The 17,394-nt window shown below is 67.6% G+C and carries 19 protein-coding genes, 1 tRNA gene and 1 pseudogene; 16 read left to right on the top strand and 5 right to left on the bottom strand.

The window, feature by feature from the left end:
• Positions 1-477: 477 nt before the first annotated feature.
• Together AC069H_RS35835 and AC069H_RS35830 are read right to left on the bottom strand one after the other, a co-directional pair.
• The gene (locus AC069H_RS35835) at positions 478-1,359 is read right to left on the bottom strand and encodes a hypothetical protein (RefSeq protein ID WP_478235292.1); all 882 of its coding nucleotides are present in this window, start codon (positions 1,357-1,359) and stop codon (positions 478-480) included.
• 111 nt (positions 1,360-1,470) lie between these two features.
• Positions 1,471-1,914: a DUF5994 family protein gene (locus AC069H_RS35830; RefSeq protein WP_478235291.1), complete on the bottom strand. Its 444-nt coding sequence runs from the start codon at positions 1,912-1,914 to the stop codon at positions 1,471-1,473.
• Positions 1,915-2,058: 144 nt separating this feature from the next.
• On the opposite strand from AC069H_RS35830, the gene AC069H_RS35825 reads away from it, so the two are divergent.
• The 7 genes and pseudogenes from AC069H_RS35825 (at position 2,059) to AC069H_RS35795 (ending at position 7,468) form a co-directional block, all read left to right on the top strand.
• Complete coding sequence (locus tag AC069H_RS35825) at positions 2,059-3,207, top strand: N(5)-(carboxyethyl)ornithine synthase (RefSeq protein WP_478227424.1); 1,149 nt, start codon at positions 2,059-2,061, stop codon at positions 3,205-3,207.
• Between the two features lie 68 nt (positions 3,208-3,275).
• The gene (locus tag AC069H_RS35820) at positions 3,276-3,539 is read left to right on the top strand and encodes a hypothetical protein (protein WP_478235290.1); all 264 of its coding nucleotides are present in this window, start codon (positions 3,276-3,278) and stop codon (positions 3,537-3,539) included.
• A gap of 9 nt (positions 3,540-3,548) precedes the next feature.
• Positions 3,549-4,940, top strand: a complete 1,392-nt coding sequence (locus AC069H_RS35815; protein ID WP_478235289.1) for a sensor histidine kinase — start codon at positions 3,549-3,551, stop codon at positions 4,938-4,940.
• Positions 4,937-5,589, top strand: a pseudogene (locus tag AC069H_RS35810) (response regulator transcription factor). The gene AC069H_RS35815 and the pseudogene AC069H_RS35810 overlap by 4 nt, the downstream one beginning before the upstream one ends.
• Positions 5,590-5,646: 57 nt before the next feature.
• The gene (locus AC069H_RS35805) at positions 5,647-6,231 is read left to right on the top strand and encodes a DUF4956 domain-containing protein (RefSeq protein WP_478235288.1); all 585 of its coding nucleotides are present in this window, start codon (positions 5,647-5,649) and stop codon (positions 6,229-6,231) included.
• Positions 6,228-6,992, top strand: coding sequence for a polyphosphate polymerase domain-containing protein (locus AC069H_RS35800; protein ID WP_478235287.1), 765 nt, complete (start codon positions 6,228-6,230; stop codon positions 6,990-6,992). The genes AC069H_RS35805 and AC069H_RS35800 overlap by 4 nt, the downstream gene beginning before the upstream one ends.
• A gap of 95 nt (positions 6,993-7,087) precedes the next feature.
• Entirely contained in the window at positions 7,088-7,468 is a 381-nt protein-coding gene (locus AC069H_RS35795; RefSeq protein WP_478235286.1) for a hypothetical protein, read from the top strand.
• Between the two features lie 25 nt (positions 7,469-7,493).
• On the opposite strand, the gene AC069H_RS35790 is transcribed toward AC069H_RS35795, so the two are convergent.
• Positions 7,494-7,646, bottom strand: coding sequence for a hypothetical protein (locus AC069H_RS35790; RefSeq protein ID WP_478235285.1), 153 nt, complete (start codon positions 7,644-7,646; stop codon positions 7,494-7,496).
• Positions 7,647-7,868: 222 nt separating this feature from the next.
• Here AC069H_RS35790 and AC069H_RS35785 point away from each other — a divergent pair.
• From AC069H_RS35785 to AC069H_RS35765, 5 genes are all read left to right on the top strand, one after another.
• A tRNA-Ile gene (locus AC069H_RS35785) sits at positions 7,869-7,945 on the top strand.
• A gap of 3,269 nt (positions 7,946-11,214) precedes the next feature.
• Entirely contained in the window at positions 11,215-11,415 is a 201-nt protein-coding gene (locus tag AC069H_RS35780) for a hypothetical protein (protein WP_478227416.1), read from the top strand.
• A gap of 94 nt (positions 11,416-11,509) precedes the next feature.
• Positions 11,510-11,935 carry a hypothetical protein gene (locus tag AC069H_RS35775; protein ID WP_478227415.1) on the top strand — a complete coding sequence of 142 codons (426 nt, stop codon included), beginning with the start codon at positions 11,510-11,512 and terminating at the stop codon, positions 11,933-11,935.
• A gap of 155 nt (positions 11,936-12,090) precedes the next feature.
• Positions 12,091-12,696, top strand: a complete 606-nt coding sequence (locus AC069H_RS35770; RefSeq protein WP_478235284.1) for a hypothetical protein — start codon at positions 12,091-12,093, stop codon at positions 12,694-12,696.
• Positions 12,641-12,979, top strand: coding sequence for a GNAT family N-acetyltransferase (locus AC069H_RS35765; RefSeq protein ID WP_478235283.1), 339 nt, complete (start codon positions 12,641-12,643; stop codon positions 12,977-12,979). The genes AC069H_RS35770 and AC069H_RS35765 overlap by 56 nt, the downstream gene beginning before the upstream one ends.
• Before the next feature lie 45 nt (positions 12,980-13,024).
• Here the strand turns inward: AC069H_RS35765 and AC069H_RS35760 are convergent, their stop codons facing one another.
• On the bottom strand, positions 13,025-13,435 hold the full coding sequence (locus tag AC069H_RS35760; protein WP_478227412.1) for an ArsR/SmtB family transcription factor: 411 nt from the start codon (positions 13,433-13,435) through the stop codon (positions 13,025-13,027).
• Positions 13,436-13,563: 128 nt separating this feature from the next.
• On the opposite strand from AC069H_RS35760, the gene AC069H_RS35755 reads away from it, so the two are divergent.
• From AC069H_RS35755 to AC069H_RS35740, 4 genes are read left to right on the top strand one after another with little or no spacing between them, the layout of a single operon-like run.
• Positions 13,564-14,205, top strand: coding sequence for an arsenate reductase ArsC (locus AC069H_RS35755; RefSeq protein WP_478235282.1), 642 nt, complete (start codon positions 13,564-13,566; stop codon positions 14,203-14,205).
• Positions 14,206-14,229: 24 nt separating this feature from the next.
• Complete coding sequence (locus tag AC069H_RS35750) at positions 14,230-14,634, top strand: arsenate reductase ArsC (RefSeq protein ID WP_478235281.1); 405 nt, start codon at positions 14,230-14,232, stop codon at positions 14,632-14,634.
• Positions 14,635-14,673: 39 nt separating this feature from the next.
• Positions 14,674-15,765: an ACR3 family arsenite efflux transporter gene (gene arsB / locus AC069H_RS35745; protein WP_478235280.1), complete on the top strand. Its 1,092-nt coding sequence runs from the start codon at positions 14,674-14,676 to the stop codon at positions 15,763-15,765.
• On the top strand, positions 15,762-16,820 hold the full coding sequence (locus AC069H_RS35740) for an ArsO family NAD(P)H-dependent flavin-containing monooxygenase (protein ID WP_478235279.1): 1,059 nt from the start codon (positions 15,762-15,764) through the stop codon (positions 16,818-16,820). The genes arsB and AC069H_RS35740 overlap by 4 nt, the downstream gene beginning before the upstream one ends.
• Here AC069H_RS35740 and AC069H_RS35735 read toward each other — a convergent pair.
• A complete protein-coding gene (locus AC069H_RS35735; RefSeq protein ID WP_478235278.1) occupies positions 16,803-17,360 on the bottom strand; it encodes a M28 family peptidase in 558 nt (185 codons plus the stop codon). The two genes, AC069H_RS35740 and AC069H_RS35735, sit on opposite strands and share 18 nt — an antisense overlap.
• Positions 17,361-17,394: the final 34 nt, after the last annotated feature.

Genomic DNA, 17,394 nt, shown 5'->3' with positions numbered 1-17,394 from the left:
AAAAGGGGGGGGGGGGGAATGGGGTGTGGGAGCGCAAAAAAGGCCGTTGGAGGGGAAAGGGAGGTTGGGGGGGGGGGTGGGGGCGGGGGGGGGGGGGGGGGGGGGGGGGGGGTTTGGGGGGGAAAACCCAAAACCCCCCCCCACGACCCCCTGTCCGACCGGAACTGAAGGCTCCTTTCATCGCATCAGACAAGGCGAAGGGAGCCTTCAGTCCACCACCAGTCCTTCTTGCGAACACGACACGTTTGACTTTCTCCTTGATAACCCTCATTGCCACTCACGACCCCCGCGCCAAACCGTGCATACGAGCACCAATCTGGCATTTTGCCGCACAAAAGTGTCCCTTGTGGACACTCAAGGCACGGCTCCCGTGGTCGATCCGGAACCCCGGCACGAAGACCTTCCGTCTTCCCTTGAATCAGCGAAGTGTGTCTTCATCACGGAGTCTGCACAACGCTACCTTTGCCTTACTCCTCACTACTTGAGTACCAGCGACCGCGTCATCTGCTTGAAGGCGGGAAGCTGGTCGCCGTCCTCGGCCGGGTCGAAATCGCCGCCGACGAGGATGTACCCGGTTTCGGTGAACGTCATGACGGCGTAGGTGGTCTTGCCCTTGCTGTCGTGGCCGACGATCTCGAAACCGGGCATCCCCGCGATCGTCACCTCGGTCACTGTGTCGGCGGACGGCGCCGACGGCATCTTCCCGAACCTGTCGACCGCGTAGCCACGCTTGTCCTCGGGCAGTCGCGGATCGCCCATCGACGGTGAGGCGATGAGTTTGGGGCCGCCTTGCGCGCCACGGGTGAAGCTGAGGCTCGCGGTGGATTCCTTCCGCTGGTAGCCCGCAGCGGGGGTCAGGTCGAAGCCGATGCTTCCCGGCGCGGTTTCGGTGCTCCAGCGGGCGCCGGTGATGGCCTTCTTGAAGTCGTCGACGGTCAGCGGATCTCCCGGTTCGAGGGTGCCGGTGATGATCACCAGCACGTCCCCGGCGGCGAGGAGCGCGTTGACCTTGGCGAAGGTGCCCATCGAGGCCCGCTGGACACCGCTGGTCAGGTAGGCCGGGAACCCGGCGATCGTGGTCTCGACCGGTTTCTCCAGATCGAGCCCCTTCTGCCGGGCCTGTTCGCTGGTGAAGCCGGCCGCTATCTCGGTCATCGCTTCGCGGGCCGGTTTGCCGCTCGTGGGCTGCTCCACGACCACGATGGAGGTCCCGGAGTTCGACCGGCCGAGGCCGGGCAGGCTCGGCCCCACGTGCATGCCCTCCGGAACCGGTAGCGAGATCCGGGTGCGCGGGATGGCCTGCTCGGTCCCGGTGGGAGCCGCCGTGGTCGCCGGACTCGACGCCGCGGTGCTCGGCACAGAGACATGGCCGGTTTTCTGCGTGCTTCCGCATCCGGCGACGAACAAGATCAAGACAGCACAGGACACGGAACGAAGACGCACTGATTCCCCCTTGGATTCACGGGGACCTTACGCCATGGGGCCGGTGAGCAGCGTCTCGATTTCGTCGACGCTGTCCCGGTGCGCCGCGGTCATCAGCAGGCGGTGCGCGAGGTCCGGCTCGGTCTCCGGCGGGACGATCAGCAGGGTCAGCCGCCGCCTGCCCGCGGTGCCGATCACCGTCACGGTGCCGGGGTGTTGCGAGCGGAACCCTTCGAGCCGGACCTTTCCGCTCTCGACGACGAGCCGCCGGGGAGTGGACGGCCAGGCCGTGAGGTTGTAGGTCACCCGCTCGACGTGTTCCAGCTGGGCGGCCAGTACCACCAGGAGGAACGGCAGTTCCGCGGCGAGGTCACGGGAGGCGGGCCACCACGCGCCGTCGACGTGACCGGTCGCGGACGCTTTGGGCTTCAGGCGCAGGCGGGCGACATGTTTCGGAGGGGCAACGGTGTTCCTGTGCGAGACCGTCGTCATGGCGGTGCTCCGTCCCGGGCCGAGCGGCCGGATGAGGCCGAGGACGACGCGGACTCGAACGCCTGCGCACGAGATGCTCTCGGATACCCTGAGTCTACGCCACGCCCCTGCGTTTAGACTGAAGGTCTATTTAAGGGGCCCCAAGTGGACCAACTCACTCTCGGCGTAATTTGTCACTCGCGAAAAGAAAACGAGTGGCGGCTTCCGATCCATCCGCGACATCTCGAGCGGATCGACCCTGGTCTCCGAAAGTCGATTTTTCTCGAAAACGGCTACGGTGAACGCTTCGGCATTCCGGACGAGGACCTCGCGCCCCTGGTCGGGGGGACGCGTTCCCGTGAACGACTGATCGCGGACTGCGACGTCATCCTCCTGGCCAAACCCCTCGCCGACGATCTGGCCGATCTACGGCCGGGGCAGATCCTGTGGGGCTGGCCGCACTGCGTCCAGGACGACAAGCTCACGCAGCTGGCCATCGACCGGAAGCTGACCCTCATCGCCTTCGAAGCGATGAACCATTGGCGCCGTGACGGTTCTTTCGGCCTGCACGTCTTCCACAAGAACAACGAATTGGCGGGCTATTGCTCGGTGCTGCACGCGCTTCAGCTGATCGGCTCGACGGGCGACTACGGCCGTCGTCTCCGAGCGGTCGTGATCGGCTTCGGCGCGACGGCGCGCGGTTCGGTGACGGCGTTGAACGCGCACGGGATCCACGACGTGCACGTCCTCACCCATCGCGGCGTCACCGCGGTCGGGTCGCCGATCCACTCGGCGAACATCGTGCATCTCGACCACGATCTGAAGGGCCCGGCGGACCTCCGCCGCAGTCACGCGATCACGGAGGACGGCCGCGTGCCGCTGGCGGAGTTCCTCGCCGGGCACGACGTCGTCGTCAACTGTGTACTGCAGGACCCTAAGGCGCCGTTGACGTTCCTCGTGGAGGAAGACCTCGCCGCATTCCGGCACGGGAGCCTCATCGTCGACGTTTCCTGTGACGAGGCTATGGGTTTCGGCTGGGCCAAGCCGACGACGTTCACGGAGCCGACCTTCCAGGTCCGCGGCGTCACCTACTACGCCGTCGACCACAGCCCGTCCTACCTCTGGGACTCGGCGACCTGGGAGATCAGCGGTGCCCTGCTGCCGCATCTGGAGCGGGTGCTGGCGGGGCGCTCCGCGTGGGCCGCCGACCCGACGCTCGACCGGGCGATCGAGATCAGGGAAGGCACGATCCGGAATCCCGACATCCTGGCCTTCCAGCACCGCTCGCCGGAGTATCCGCACGCGCACCGGTGAGCCCGCCGATGAGAAAGTTCTCATCGAGCCCTCATCGGTGACTCACCCGCGCCGGGCAGCCTGGTGGTATGCGAGTCCGAATGATCGTCCTGGCCGGGGTCGCCGCCGTCGTGGTGGCGGCCACCGGCACGTTCGCCGTCATCGCGGCCACCGCGGCCTCGCCACCCGACCTCGGCCCGGCGGTCGTCGCCCCGGCAGGGCAGGCCGTCACCGGGCCGGGTGAAGCGGGTGCTCCGCCCGCTGTCGTCCCGCCCCGGCTGGCCGGACACGACGACGACCTCGATGATGGCGATGACCAGGCCGGTGACGACCATTTCGACCTCGACGACTGAGCCGGGCCGATGAGCGCCCGCGCCCGGATCCTCGCGTGGGTCCTGCTGGTCGTGCTGCTCGCGCGGGCCGGATCGCTGCTGGCCACCCGCACCGTCCTGCACAACCAGCTCGACCAGCGCCTCGACAACGAGATCGCGCACGAGACCGGCAAGCTCAGGGCCTTCCTGGCGTCGCCCGACGCCCGTCCGGCCGGGGAGCCCGCCACCGTCGAGGCGGTCCTCGGCCGTCACCTGGAACGGAACCTGCCCGAGAAGTACGAGACGTTCTTCTCGATCAGCGACGGCGTCGCGTCGAGGCGGAGCGCGATCGAGCCGCCGGTCCGGCTCGACACCGACCCGAAGTTCGTCGCGGAACTGTCCCGGGCGACGAGCCCGGCGTACGGCACGGTCACCACCGCGGTCGGATCCGCGCGGTACGGCGTCGTCCCGGTGACCATCGAGGGCACGCCGGGCCGCGGCGCGCTGGTGATCGTCGAGTTCGTCGACCACGCCGCCGGCGAGATCAACGACGTCGTCGGCGTGATGGCCGCGATGTCCGGGGCCGCGCTCGTGCTGGCCGGGCTGATCGGCTGGCTGGTCACCGGCCGCATCCTCGCACCGGTGCGGGAGGTCCGGCTGGCCGCCGAGCAGATCGGCGAGACCGATCTGTCGCGCCGGATCGAGGTCCGCGGCTCGGACGACGTCGCCGCGCTCGGGCGCACCTTCAACACGATGCTGGACCGGCTCGAAAGCGCCTTCGCCGGGCAGCGCGAGTTCATCGACGACGCCGGGCACGAACTGCGCACGCCGATCACCATCGTCCGCGGCCATATCGAACTGATGGGTGAAGATCCCGAGGAGAACGCCGCCACGCGGCATCTGGTCCTCGACGAACTCGGGCGTATGCAACGGATCATGGAGGACCTGCTCGTCCTCGCGAAGTCCGGCAGCCCCGACTTCCTCACGCCCGGTGAGACCGACCTCGCCGATCTCACGGTGGAGACCCTCGCCAAATCCCGTCCGCTGGCCGACCGCGTCTGGCGGCTCGACGCGGTCGCCGAGGTGAAGGTCCGTGCGGACGGCCAGCGGCTCGCGCAGGCGTTGCTGCAACTGGTCTCCAACGCCGTCCGGCACACCTCTCCCGGCCAGGAGATCGCCCTCGGTTCCGAGGTGACCGCGACGACGGCGCGCCTTTGGGTCCGCGACACCGGCGAGAGGGTCCCGCCGGATTCGAGAAGCCGGATCTTCGAACGGTTCAAACGCGGCAGCAACTCGAACGGCGACGACGGCGCCGGGCTCGGCCTGGCGATCGTCGCCGCGATCGCCGAAGCGCACGGTGGCCGTGTCCTGCTCGACACCGTGCCCGGCGAAGGCGCGCGGTTCACCATGGAGATCCCCGTCGCGGAAGGTGCGGACCGGTGACCAGTGTGCTCGTGGTGGAGGATTCCGCCCGGATCGGCGCGTTCGTGGAGAAGGGCCTGCGGGCGCAGGGTTTCGCGACCCGCTGGGTCAAGACCGGCTCCGAGGCGCTGACCGGCACGCACGGCCTGGTCGTCCTCGACCTCGGGCTCCCGGACCTCGATGGTTCGGGTCTGCTGCGGGCCCTGCGGGCGGCGGGCCGGACGGTGCCGGTGATCATCCTGACCGCGCGGGACAGCGTCGTCGACCGCGTGGCCGGGCTGTCCGGCGGCGCCGACGACTATCTGGCCAAACCGTTCGCCTTCGAAGAACTGCTGGCCCGGATCCGCCTGCGGCTACGGGGAAATCCCGAAGCCGAGCCGACGGTGCTGCGCGCCGGGGAGCTCTCGCTCGACCTGCGCACGCGGAAGGTTTCGGTGGCGGGGGAGGAGAAGGACCTCACCGCCCGCGAGTTCGCGCTGCTGGAGACGTTGCTGCGGAATCGTGGCCAGGTACTGTCCGGGAACAGTTGCTCGGCGGGGTCTGGGGTTTCGACTTCGACCCCGGATCGAACATGGTGGACGTCTACATCCGTTACCTGCGCGGGAAGATCGGAGCCGAGCGGATCGAAACCTTGCGAGGCATGGGATATCGGCTCGGTGAGTCCGGATGAGACGGTTCTCATCCGGCTCTCACAGCGGTCTCTTCTTCCTCCGCCACAGTGGTTTTCATGACCACGACACTGCTTCATCTCGCTGTCGACCTCGTCGTCGCCGTCATACTCGCGTACGGCATCTACGCCCGTCGCCACCACCGCGGTGATCTTGCCTGCGCTTATCTCGCGCTGAACGTCGGCGTCTGCGTTTCGGTCGCCGTGCTGCTCTCCGTGTCGACCGCGAGCGCGCTCGGACTCGGCCTGTTCGGCGTGCTGTCGATCATCCGGCTGCGGTCCGATTCGATCGGTCAGCAGGAGGTTGCGTACTACTTCGTCGCGCTGGTGCTGGGGCTGGTGAACGGATTGCCGTCCGCGGACTGGCGGATCGTCGCGGTCTTCAACGTCCTGCTGCTCGCCGTCATGTACGTCGCGGACCACCCGTCGCGCACGCGCGGCCCGCAGCGGCGCACGGTCGTGCTCGACGCCGTGTACCCCGACGAACAGACGATGCTGATGGAACTGCGGGCGCGGCTCGGCGGAACGGTCGTGCGGCGCAGTGTGTCCGAAGTGGACTATGTTCGTGAGGTGACCGTCGTCGACGTCCGGTTCCGCCCGGACGCCTCCGTCGTCGTCCACGGCGCCCCGGCGGGGCAGCGGTGAGCGGACGCGCAACGGCCACCGTCGCGGCGGTGGCGAAAGGGCTTCCGTCGCTGTCGCTGGCCGAAGTCGTCGCCACGAGCGGGCTGATGAGCCGGACGGACCGCAAGTACGTCCTGCCGCTCAACGACTTCCTGGCCGTCACCGAAGTTCTTTCGCTGCGCTGCCTCGAGATCGACGGGCAACGCGTGTTCGGCTACTCGTCGACGTATTTCGACACCCCGGACCTCGCGATCTACCGGGCGCACCGGCAGGACAGGCGGCGCCGGTTCAAGATCCGCACCCGGACCTACACCGACTCGGCCGACACCTACTGCGAGCTCAAGGTCAGCGGGAAGCGCGACGAGACGGTCAAGGTCCGCCGTCCGCACCCGGCCGAGGCGGCGCACGGCCTGACCGCGCCCGCGCTGGCGTTCCTCGACGACGCCCTCACCGCCGCTTACGGCCGCCCGGCGCCCCGGCCGCTGACTCCCGCGCTGATCACCGACTACCGGCGGACCACCCTCGTCGCCGCCGACGCGCGGATCACCTGCGACACGTCGCTGGTCTGGCGTTCGGGTTCACGGAGCCTCGCCGCCGGGGGTGATCTGGTGCTGCTGGAGGTGAAGTCGGCGGCCGAGCGCAACAGCGTCACCGAGGCGCTGGCGAAACTGCGGATCCGGGAGCAGTCGGTGAGCAAGTACTGCGCGGGCCGGGTGGTGCTGGGGCTGGCCACCGGCGGGAACCGGTGGCGACCTGCGCTGCGGCGGCTCGGCGTGGCGTAACGATCGCGGCATGGCCGCCGACCCAAGCTGTCGGGCCGTCCGGCCCCCAGTGAGGGAGGACGAACACGAGGACCAGGGAAAAGGCCGCGCTCGCCGTGGCGGGGCTGGCCGTCGCCGCGGCCGGAGGCACCGTGTTCGCCGGGACTTCCGGCGCCGTCGGCCCGTCGCCGTCACCGAGCGTGCAGGCCGCGGAGACGTCGTGCGTGACCGACGGAGCCGGGATGTGCACCGTGCGGCACGCGCTGGGCGCGGTCCCGGCGGTGGTGGTCGTCTCGGCGAACACGCCGGGACAGTTCAACGCGTACATGCTGAACACGATGCAGGGTTCGTACACGGCGACCACGTTCCAGGTGCGGGCGATGTTCACCCAGACCACGCCGAAGACCGGCGGGGCGATCTGGTTCAGCTTCGCGGCCTATGGCGCGCCGATTTCGCAGCCGGCCACGTCGAGGTTGTTCCCGCCGGCGGGCGGCTGACCGTCCAAAGAGGACCGGTAATCGACTACCTCGGCGGCGGCTGGTCGTCCAGCTCATCGGAGAGGATCGCGTCGACGCGGAGACCGGCTCGCCGCAGTATCCGGATGCTCGCCCTCAGTAACATCACTACGCCGAGGACGGCCACGACACCGAGCCCGATGGCGACCGGATTCGCCACGAGCGCCTCCCTGCCCGATGGGCCCGGGCGGCGTGCCGCCCGGCGCTGGTCCCTGAAACCTAGACGAGCCGGCTTCGCCCGGCGCCGGAAACCAGCTGATCGGCCTAGGCGATCGTGGCAGGTGAGTGCTGTGATAATTTGAAGCGAACTGGGACTTCTGTGCGTTCGCAAACCCGCTGTTCGGGCTGGGACGGCTCCCGCGGAGGTGTCAGGGCACCGTTGGGGCCGGTAGCTCAGTTGGTTAGAGCAGGGGACTCATAATCCCTTGGCCGTCGGTTCGAGCCCGACCCGGCCCACCACGTCAACATCGTTGCCGACCTGCGGGGATGTTGGTCCTTCGGCAGCAATTTCTCCTAGGCGTTAATCGCGGTTGGGCTCCGTTTCGTCTCCGTTTGCTCCGGTGTGCCGTTCCTCGCCCCTGTCGACCGTGGTGACATGATCACGCCAACGGGCGGATGGCGCCGGGGTGGTGGTGCTCGGGTGATGGCCGAAGGTTGCTCATCGGCGGTCGCGGGGAGTGCGTAGCGCCGCGAGGGTCAGCATCTCGACGATCGTGAGCGCCGCGGCGCGGTGTGCCGGTTCTCGGGTGGCGGATGGCGACCAGGTTTGCACGGCTACTACCGGCTCTTCCCGAGCTGTATCCGTGGCGACTCGGTGATGCAGCGTGGATCACGCCTTGCCGCCGTCGGCCTTGCTTGCCGATGAACCGGCGCCAGGTTGCGCTCTCGGGCTCCCTTGTGGCTTGGCCCTCGTGGTGTGGCGGCGTAGCGTTCTGGGGGCGGTGTGCCGGTGACCCAGATTCTGCCAGGAGCGGGCTTTTCCGGAGGGACCGCCTGCGTTGCAAATCGTTTCAGCACCATTCAGGTTGGAATACCGGCCGGTAGAGGTTGCGAGTGGTACCGCCGCTCCCGGAGTATCGGCGACGCACCAGCAATCAACAGCATGGCTCGCGGCCTGCTGTGCAGTGCTTGAGGAGGGCGGGAAACCGTGGCGAGCATCTTCGGGAATCACCTCGGATGGGTTCCACAGCCGGCGCCTGCGGTTGCCATGAAATCCGCAGGTGGTACGGGGGGCTTCCTCTTCGTGGGAATGATGGCTCCTGCGGCGCCGATCGGTCAGCTCCTCGCTTGGGTTTCGGTTCTGTCGACGCATGTCCATTTCGGACCGTCCACAGAGGTCGTTCCGAGCCGCACGCTCCGGAAGGCTTTTGAAGATGAAGTCGCGTTGCGCGAAGCCGATGGCACTCGGGCATTGATGAGCATGGGCATGGACTTCGTGCTCTCGTCTGCCTTGTCGCTTGCGGCGGTCGTGCTGGGGCAGGATTTCGGCCCGAATCGCCTGCCCTGGGCGGACCGCTGCTCGCCGCGCCCTGCTCCAGGGCAACCGTCCGCACGGATCGTCAGGGATTCCGCTCTCCGCGGCGCCGGCCTGGGCTCTCGGCCGACGCGGCCACTGCGGCGGCAGGATGCCGGCCTCTCGTGCGGATGCTGGGCAGGGAACTCTCACTACTTCTGCCCCGAGCCAACCGGTGGTGGGATGGCATCGGGGATTGCCAGGCTGGTGGATCCCTCGTATCGAGAGCGGAATCCGCTGACCAAGCCAGCGTGGCTTGACGCCCTCTCTTTCATTTTCGGAGACCGGTACGCACTCGGGATCGTAGGGACAGGCCGAACGGGCAGGCGAAGCTTGGTTGCTGCCGCGGAGAACCAGGATCTCGGCATACACCATGGCCGTACCCCGTTCGGCGACTCCGCGCAACGGTCGTACGCTTCGCCGCTGCCGCCGCTGCACATGTTCGTCAGCCTCTCCGGTCGCGGCAAGAGTCACACGCAGCAGTGGCTTCAGCTGATCCTACGGCTGGAGCGCGACGCAGAACATGCCGATCAGCTCGCCACACTGGTCCATTGCAACCGCCGAGCCGCCCGCATACGCCGCCACGACGAGCACCTGATGGTCATCCCCGGCGCCGAGCCGGGCAGACGGTCCGGCCGGTCGGTGTCCGGGATCGAGAAGTACGAACGGATCGCCGTGCAGAACCCACCGTGCCGTTCACTGGCTGGACAACGACGAGCCAGGCCTTCGGGCCACGGTGGGACGCTCGGGGTGACAGGTTCGCATACGGATTTGGTTGCGCGCGATTCCCAGCCTCAGTTTGGAGGCGGAACCAGCGGAATCGTTGTCATCGACGATGGGGTGATCACCGTCGGTCCGCTGGACCTCTTCCGGACCGCGCTGGTGGAGCGGCCGTCGCCCGTGGGTCAGGAATTACGCGCAAGCCTGCTGCTCTCCAATCTCTCAAACAGCGTTGTCACGGTCGCGGGAATCGGAGCCAGACCAGCGGCTGAACTCGACGGAGCACATCGGCTCTGGGGTGGACAACGCCGCCACGGATCGTTGGCCTCGCAGCCCCGCAACGTGGTGGTTGTGCCACCGTTGGCGACGTGCCCCCCAGTCATCGAGGAATGCGAGGACACCGGACTCGAGTTCACTCCTTCGGTTGGCGAGTCAGCCAGCCGCGTCGAAGCGCACGAGCCTGTCTGCTCACGATCCGTTCACTGCGACGGCATCAGCCGTCGCTCCCGGCCGACGACGGGACTCAATAGGCGTGCGAGCCGACCCGGTCACCTGGGGAATCGGCCGAACCGGGGAGCGGCACGCGGCGATTGGGTCCGGCCGCATGCCGCGCGTGCTGGGACGGCTGGCATGGTGCGGAGGTCCACACCGATGCCGGGAGCCTGCAGCGCGCGACCCGCATCGCCTCTCGCTGCGATGTCTGCGTCGGCATCCGCAGGTGACTGGCGGCGGCCGCGGACAGCGCTGGGGCCGGCTGCAGCACCTGCGATGACATGCCCGGTCGAGGGTTCATAACGGAAGTATCGTTGCGAAGTCTGTTGCGGCTGCCACCTTCCGGACGTACCGTGGGAATAGGTAACCCCGACCTCCGCAGGAGTCTCTGACCTGCGCTGATAGAACTCCATAGTCTCCCGTTCAAATCCAATCCGTGGTGCGGTTGAGTTTGCTCGGGGATCAGGAAAGCCTCCGCGTCTCGTCAGCGCAGGGGGCTTTCCCCTTTCAGGGGCAATCGTTTTCCCCGCGCGAACCTCGTAACGAGGTGACGGCCATGGCTCTGAATATAGAACGTTCGCAACCGTCGTCACGGTCATGACATTTTGATGCGGTCTTACTATGCGAGCCGCCACTTTATTGGATCAGAATTGATCCAAATTTAGGCTATCTATTTTTCGGCCTGACTCGAATTTGGAGGGCTACTTTCCGGTTGCTAACGTGATGAGAGCCTGAGCGCCTGCTCCGGATTTCGCTCGATTATCACTGAAAGTGACATGTGGTTGTCGATGAATAACCGGCCGCCCTTTTCATGGCGTCTCAGAACGTTCCAATTTCCGCTCATCCTGATATCCGGCTAAGAGTTGGGTTGGCTCCGATTGCCGGGCTCGGAGCGATTCATGTATTACTTGGGGTGGCGAGTCGGTTGCTTTGACGGGTGGCCGATGGTCTCGCCGAAAAATCCGCACCACGGACTGGTTTGAATGGGAGGAGGTGATCTTCCATGAACATTCGCATCATCGGTGTCGTCCTGGTACTCGCGACGATGCTGCTCTTCCTCGCGGAAGCGATGGCCTTCGGGCACGACCTGGGTACCGCTGTCGGCTTTGCAGGCGCGGTAGCCCTGGTGGCTGCAGAAGTTGTTCGCCGAGGGCTCGGCGGCGGAGACGGTGACGGGTTCGTCCCGGCCATCTGCCGGCCGTAAGTCCGAGCGAATGCCGTGAGGTGAGAGCGTCCAGACGGACGTGCTCACCTCACGGCGCGGCTACCCATTTTTCAGTCGTACCAGGGAGATCACCATGTCAGACCGCAAGTTCACGCCGGACGTCGGCGAGGTCGTGCAGTTCCTCCGCGACCTCGGCACGATCAAGGTGTACGCCGGCGATCCATCGCTGGCGACGATCAGGAAGCGCGGCAAGGACCTCGCGATGAACGGCCGGAAGGTCACTGAGGTCTCGAACGCGACGCTGAGCCGGATGTTCACGGGGACGGCGTTGCCCAGATGGGAGTCCGTCGAGTTCTTCCTGCGTGCGTGTGGGATCGACGAACGCGAGGTCGAGACGATCTGGCTGCCGCGGTGGGCCCTGCTGAAGGCCGGCCCGGAAGCAGCGGTCCGGCCCGGCGCGGCACCGTCGCGATCGTGCGGGCACGCGTGCGAGACGTGCGAGACGGAGACGTCCAGGAGCACGGCGACCCGCCCGCAGCTGACCGTCGTGACCGCCTAGCCGGACGCACTACCAGCAGGGGCCCCGCCGACGACCCGTCGGCGGGGCCCCTGCTGGTAGTGCAGCACCGAATCATGAGCCTCCGATGCCCTCGTCCGGTCGAGCGTCCGCATGAAACGGATCTGGGAAGTCCTTGTCACCTCTACCTGCTTCCGATGGCGCGACCGTCTAAGATCTCGCCCTCGACGTCCTTGGGGGTCGGCGCCGGCGGCATCACCTTCCTCAATCTCGAAGACGAAACCGGCATGCTCAACATCGTCGTGACCCAGCGCCTCTTTCACCGGAGTAGGAGGGTGTTGCTGGCGAGCAACGCGTTGCTGATCCGCGGAATCGCTCAGGTGACCGAGGGAACGTGCACCGTGGTCGCGGATCAGGTGCGGCCGTTGGATCTGCAGGGTCTGGTGTCGAAGTCGCGTGATTTCCGGGTGACCGGGGCGAACCGGGAGTGGCGGACGCTGGAGGTGCCGATCCGGCCAGGGGCGGGCGCCCCGAAGCGGTGCCCGTGGGGTCACGACCTGGCGGTCGGCGGGGTACGGCAGGGTTGGTCGCAGGACTATCGGGCGCCGGAGTGGTTGTGCGAGGCCTGCCACGCTCTTGCAGGTGATGGCGGCGTCTGGGCGGTGGTCGACACCGCTGTCGAGCGGCAGGTCATGGAAACCGGTGTGGACGAGTACGGGTTGAGGTTGGTCGTCGTGCCCCCACCTGTTGCGGCCGGGCACCGGAGTCATCCAGCTTCGTTTAGGGCACACGGTTTTCGGTGAAGTTCGCCTGTCGTCATGCCCGGTCGATAGGCGGGCGATCTTCGTGCACGTCGAGGTCGAGGAGAAACACCGTCGTCGCGGCGCGGGACGTGTGCTGGTGAACGCCGCCCTGGACCGAGGAGCCCGATATGACTGGACGATGCTCCCGATCGGGCGGGATCCGGTCGCCGTCGGTTTCTGGGCCCGGGTCGGAGCGGTCGGGCCAGCGAGTCCGCATCCGTGCACGCATCAGATCGAAGCGAAAGTGGTCCCCGCCGAGGCGCGCTGGACGAAGTGGTGGTGACCAGCTTCTGGAGTCATCACTGCAGGATCGCCGCCATGCGAGCGTTCAGCACCTCGTGTCACGTTCCGCGTCGGTGAGGCGGGCGGGCCGGTCGGCGAGCGGGCCGCCTGAGCGGAGCAGGGTTTCCAGGGTTCCCAGCGGTTCAGGGACGACGGTGTACCAGCTCCAGGTTCCGCGGCGTTCCCGTTCGAGGATGCCGGCGGAGACCAGCACACGCAGGTGATGACTGAGTGAGGGCTGGGGCATGTCGAACTCTTCGGCCAGGTCGCAGAAGCACGCTTCGCCGCCCGGCGAGTACCGCACGAGCGAGAGCAGGCGGATCCGGACGGGGTCCGACAACGCTTTGAACAGCTTCGCGGCGGCTTCTGCGTCGCCGGGGTCGACGACAGCGGCGGGTTCGGCCATGAGCAGGGTCACCGCGATCGGTTTGCGGGTACGGCCGGTCTCGCTCGCCACGGGCCCTCCTTCACTCCTGACGTCCCTCGAAGCTCACCATACCCGCTGAATTGACAAAGCTCGATCCAAGCTCTTCAATTGCATCGGCAGACTTCGATCCAGCTAGCCGTGTCTCCGAGGGAGATGTCATGACCTATGCCACCGAGGGCCTGCCTGGCCGTGAGGTGCTGGACCAGCTCGACCGGATCACCGACGAACTCACCGACAAGTTCCATGGCACGTTCGGCCGTGCGACGGTTGAGCGGTTTGTGGAGGAGACCTTCGGGCTGCTGGATCGCTCGGCGACGGTCAAGGTTCATCTTCCGACGCTGACCGCCCGTTTCGCCCGTCAGCGTCTGGTCGACCTCGCCAAGGTTGATGGGCTCACCTTGGTGACCGCGCCGCAGGTGCTGTTCGTGTGCGTGCACAACGTCGGTCGTTCCCAGCTGGCGGCGGCGCTGCTCAACCACCATGCCTTCGGGCATGTGATGGTCCGTTCCGCTGGATCGCAGCCCGCGGGCGTGATTCCGCCGGTCATCACCGAGGCGCTGGCGGAGCTGGACATCCAGCTCGCGGGCGCCTATCCGAAGCCGTTGACCGACGAGGTGGTCCGCGCGGCCGACGTCGTGGTCACGATGGGCTGTGGGGACGCGTGCCCGGTCTATCCGGGCAAGCGGTATCTCGACTGGGACGTGCCCGACCCGATGGGCCAGCCCTTGACCGTGGTCCGCGGGATCCGGGACGACATCGGCCGCCGCGTCCGGCGCCTGCTCGACGAACTCACCGACTGACCTCTCCAGAGAAAGGAAACGGGCATGACCCGCACGCCTGAAGTGCTGTTCGTCTGTGTCCACAACGCGGGCCGGTCGCAGATGGCCGCCGCGCTGTTGCAGCACTACTCGCTCGGCCGCATCGCCGTCCGGTCCGCGGGTTCGGAGCCCGCGGAGAAGGTGAACCCGGCCGCCGCCGCGGCGCTCGCGGAGTGGGGATTGGACATCACGGCCGAGGTGCCGAGCAAGCTGTCCACTGAGGACGTCGAAGCGTCCGATGTGGTGATCACCATGGGGTGCGGTGACACGTGCCCGGTGTTCCCCGGCAAGCGGTACCTCGACTGGCCGCTGGAGGACCCGGCGGGTCAGGGCGTGGAGGCTGTGCGCCCGATCCGGGATGAGATCGACCGGCGGATCCGCGGCCTGGTCGCCGAAATCCTCGATGCCTGACCCTCACTTTCCGACTTCCGCACTTCTGGAGACCAGCCCGTGACTCACACCGCCGACAAGGCCGGTACCCCGGCCGACACCGACGTCCTGCACAAACTGTCCTTTCTGGACCGGTTCCTTCCCGTCTGGATCATCGTCGCGATGGGCGCCGGGCTCCTCCTGGGCAGCATCATCCCCGGCCTGCAAGGCGTGCTGGATGCGGTGAAGATCGGGCAGGTCTCCTTGCCAATCGCGCTCGGGCTGCTGCTGATGATGTACCCAGTGCTGGCGAAGGTCCGCTACGACCGGCTCGATACCGTGACCAAGGACAAGCGCACGATGGTGCTTTCCTTGGTCCTCAACTGGATCCTGGGCCCGGCGCTGATGTTCGCGCTGGCGTGGCTGATGCTGCCGGATCTGCCGGAGTACCGGACCGGGCTGATCATCGTCGGTCTCGCCCGCTGTATCGCGATGGTGATCATCTGGAACGACCTCGCGTGCGGTGACCGCGAGGCCGCGGCGGTGCTGGTCGCGCTGAACTCCGTGTTCCAGGTGATCATGTTCGGCGTGCTCGGCTGGTTCTACCTCGACCTGCTCCCCGGCTGGCTGGGCTTGGACACCACGAGCATCGACTTCTCGCCGTGGGAGATCGCGCTCAGCGTCATCATCTTCCTCGGCATCCCGCTCGCCGCCGGCTATCTCTCGCGCCGCATCGGGGAACGGAGCAAGGGACGCGACTGGTACGAGGGGAAGTTCCTGCCCAAGATCGGCCCGATCGCGCTCTACGGGCTGCTGTTCACCATCGTGATCCTGTTCGCCCTGCAGGGCGACAACATCACCTCCCGACCGCTCGACGTCGCCCGGATCGCGCTGCCGCTGCTGGTCTACTTCGCGATCATGTGGATCGGCGGCTACCTGCTGGGCAAGGCTTCGGGGCTGTCGTACGAGCGCACCACGACACTGGCGTTCACCGCCGCGGGCAACAACTTCGAACTCGCGATCGCTGTCGCCATCGGCGTCTTCGGCGTGACGTCGGGGCAGGCTCTCGCCGGGGTCGTGGGCCCGCTGATCGAAGTCCCGGTCCTGGTCGCGTTGGTCTACGTGAGTCTCTGGCTGCGTAAGCGCTGGACGACGAAAGCGCCCGCGGAGTGACCGGAGCCGCGCAGGTAGTGGTCATCGGCGGGGGCCAGGCCGGTCTTGCCGCGGGCTACTACCTGCGCCGCGCCGGCCTGGACTTCGTCATCCTCGATGCCCAGCCCGAGCCGGGCGGCGCCTGGATCCACGGCTGGGACTCGCTGCGCCTGTTCTCCCCGGCGCGGCACAGCTCGTTGCCGGGCTGGCCGATGCCGCCCTATCCGGGACCGGGGTATCCGACAGCCGAGCACGTTGTCGAGTACCTCGCCGCGTACGAGAAACGCTACGAACTCCCGATCCGCCGTGCGGAGGCGGTGACCGCCGTGTCCCGCGACCGCACCCGATTCACGGTGAGCACCGATACGGGGGAGTGGAGCGCCGAGGCGGTCATCAGCGCCACCGGAACCTGGTGGCGTCCCTTCCTTCCGCTGATGCCGGGCGGGTTCACCGGTCGTCAGCTGCATACGGTGGATTATCGCGGTCCGGAGGAGTTCGCGGGCCAGGACGTCGTGGTGGTCGGCGGCGGCAACTCCGGCGCCCAGATCGCCGCCGACCTCGCGGGCACGGCGAACCTGACCTGGGTCACCCGCCGCCCACCGCGCTACCTGCCCGACCACATCGACGGCAAGGCCCTCTTCGACGTCGCCACTCGGCGCCGCCAGGCCTTGGAGACCGGGCAGCCCGACACCGCCGGAGTCGCCGGACTGGGCGACATCGTCGCCGTCCCGCCCGTCCGCGAAGCCCGCGACGCCGGGCTCCTACGGCCGAGCGCGATGTTCGCACGCCTGGACACTGACGGTCCTGTGTGGACGGACGGAACCCGGCAACACGCGGACGCGATCATCTGGTGCACCGGCTTCCGCCCCGCCCTGGGGCATCTCTCCCCGTTGCGGCTGCGCACCACGCGGGGCCGGATCCCCACCGCCGATACTCGCGCGGTCGCCGAGCCCGGCCTGCACCTGCTCGGCTACGGAGACTGGACCGGACCGGCCTCGGCCACGCTCATCGGCGTCGGCATGACCGCCCGCGCCGCCATTGCCGACATCACGGCCTACCTAGGCGCCGCTCGCTAGCCTCCGCACGGTCGAGAGCACGAGGCGGGTCGCCGCGACGAGCGTGTCGGTCTCTACACGGTCCGCGGTCTCGGCCGGGGTCTGATACCCGGGTATCCCCATGCCGATGCCGATGGCGGCGAGCCCGGCGGCGGCGTAGCGGCGGTTGTCCGAGGCCATTGTCCCCGCACACAGCGGCACCCCGGTTTCCCTGCCCGCGTGGTCGAGCGCCGCGAGCAGGTCGTGCGCGGGCCCGCCCGCCTCGACCGCGGCGGCCTCGCCGAGCTGGGCGGCGCCGTCGACATTGATCACCACGGTGCCGGCGCGGACATCAGGCGCGTGATGCGCCGAACCCTGGGCGCCGGCTTCCTCGGCGTCCAGGAACGTCACCGCCAATCCGGCGGCGGCGGGCAGCAGCGGCGCCAGCACACGGGCCGCTTCCAGGACGACGGCGACACCGGAGGCGTTGTCCGCGGCCGCGGGAAGCCGCTGCCCAGGATCGTCGCCCACGCCGTCGAAATGCGCGGTCAACAGCACGCTGATGCCCCCGGCCGCGGGCATGCGGAGAAGATGTTCATCCGCCGGTCACCACAAC

This window comes from Amycolatopsis sp. NPDC043887, assembly GCF_056435665.1.
The sequence above is the reverse complement of the archived record's forward strand: the minus strand, read 5'-3'. Positions and strand labels throughout refer to the sequence as shown.

Bases quoted from the DNA above. Each gene is read 5' to 3' on its own strand.
- AC069H_RS35780 (WP_478227416.1), top strand. From the start codon at position 11,215: ATGAACATTCGCATCATCGGTGTCGTCCTGGTACTCGCGACGATGCTG.
- AC069H_RS35750 (WP_478235281.1), top strand. From the start codon at position 14,230: ATGACCCGCACGCCTGAAGTGCTGTTCGTCTGTGTCCACAACGCGGGC.
- AC069H_RS35830 (WP_478235291.1), bottom strand. From the start codon at position 1,914: ATGACGACGGTCTCGCACAGGAACACCGTTGCCCCTCCGAAACATGTC.
- AC069H_RS35755 (WP_478235282.1), top strand. From the start codon at position 13,564: ATGACCTATGCCACCGAGGGCCTGCCTGGCCGTGAGGTGCTGGACCAG.
- AC069H_RS35770 (WP_478235284.1), top strand. From the start codon at position 12,091: ATGGCGCGACCGTCTAAGATCTCGCCCTCGACGTCCTTGGGGGTCGGC.
- AC069H_RS35775 (WP_478227415.1), top strand. From the start codon at position 11,510: ATGTCAGACCGCAAGTTCACGCCGGACGTCGGCGAGGTCGTGCAGTTC.
- AC069H_RS35820 (WP_478235290.1), top strand. From the start codon at position 3,276: ATGCGAGTCCGAATGATCGTCCTGGCCGGGGTCGCCGCCGTCGTGGTG.
- AC069H_RS35805 (WP_478235288.1), top strand. From the start codon at position 5,647: ATGACCACGACACTGCTTCATCTCGCTGTCGACCTCGTCGTCGCCGTC.
- AC069H_RS35815 (WP_478235289.1), top strand. From the start codon at position 3,549: ATGAGCGCCCGCGCCCGGATCCTCGCGTGGGTCCTGCTGGTCGTGCTG.
- AC069H_RS35735 (WP_478235278.1), bottom strand. From the start codon at position 17,360: ATGCCCGCGGCCGGGGGCATCAGCGTGCTGTTGACCGCGCATTTCGAC.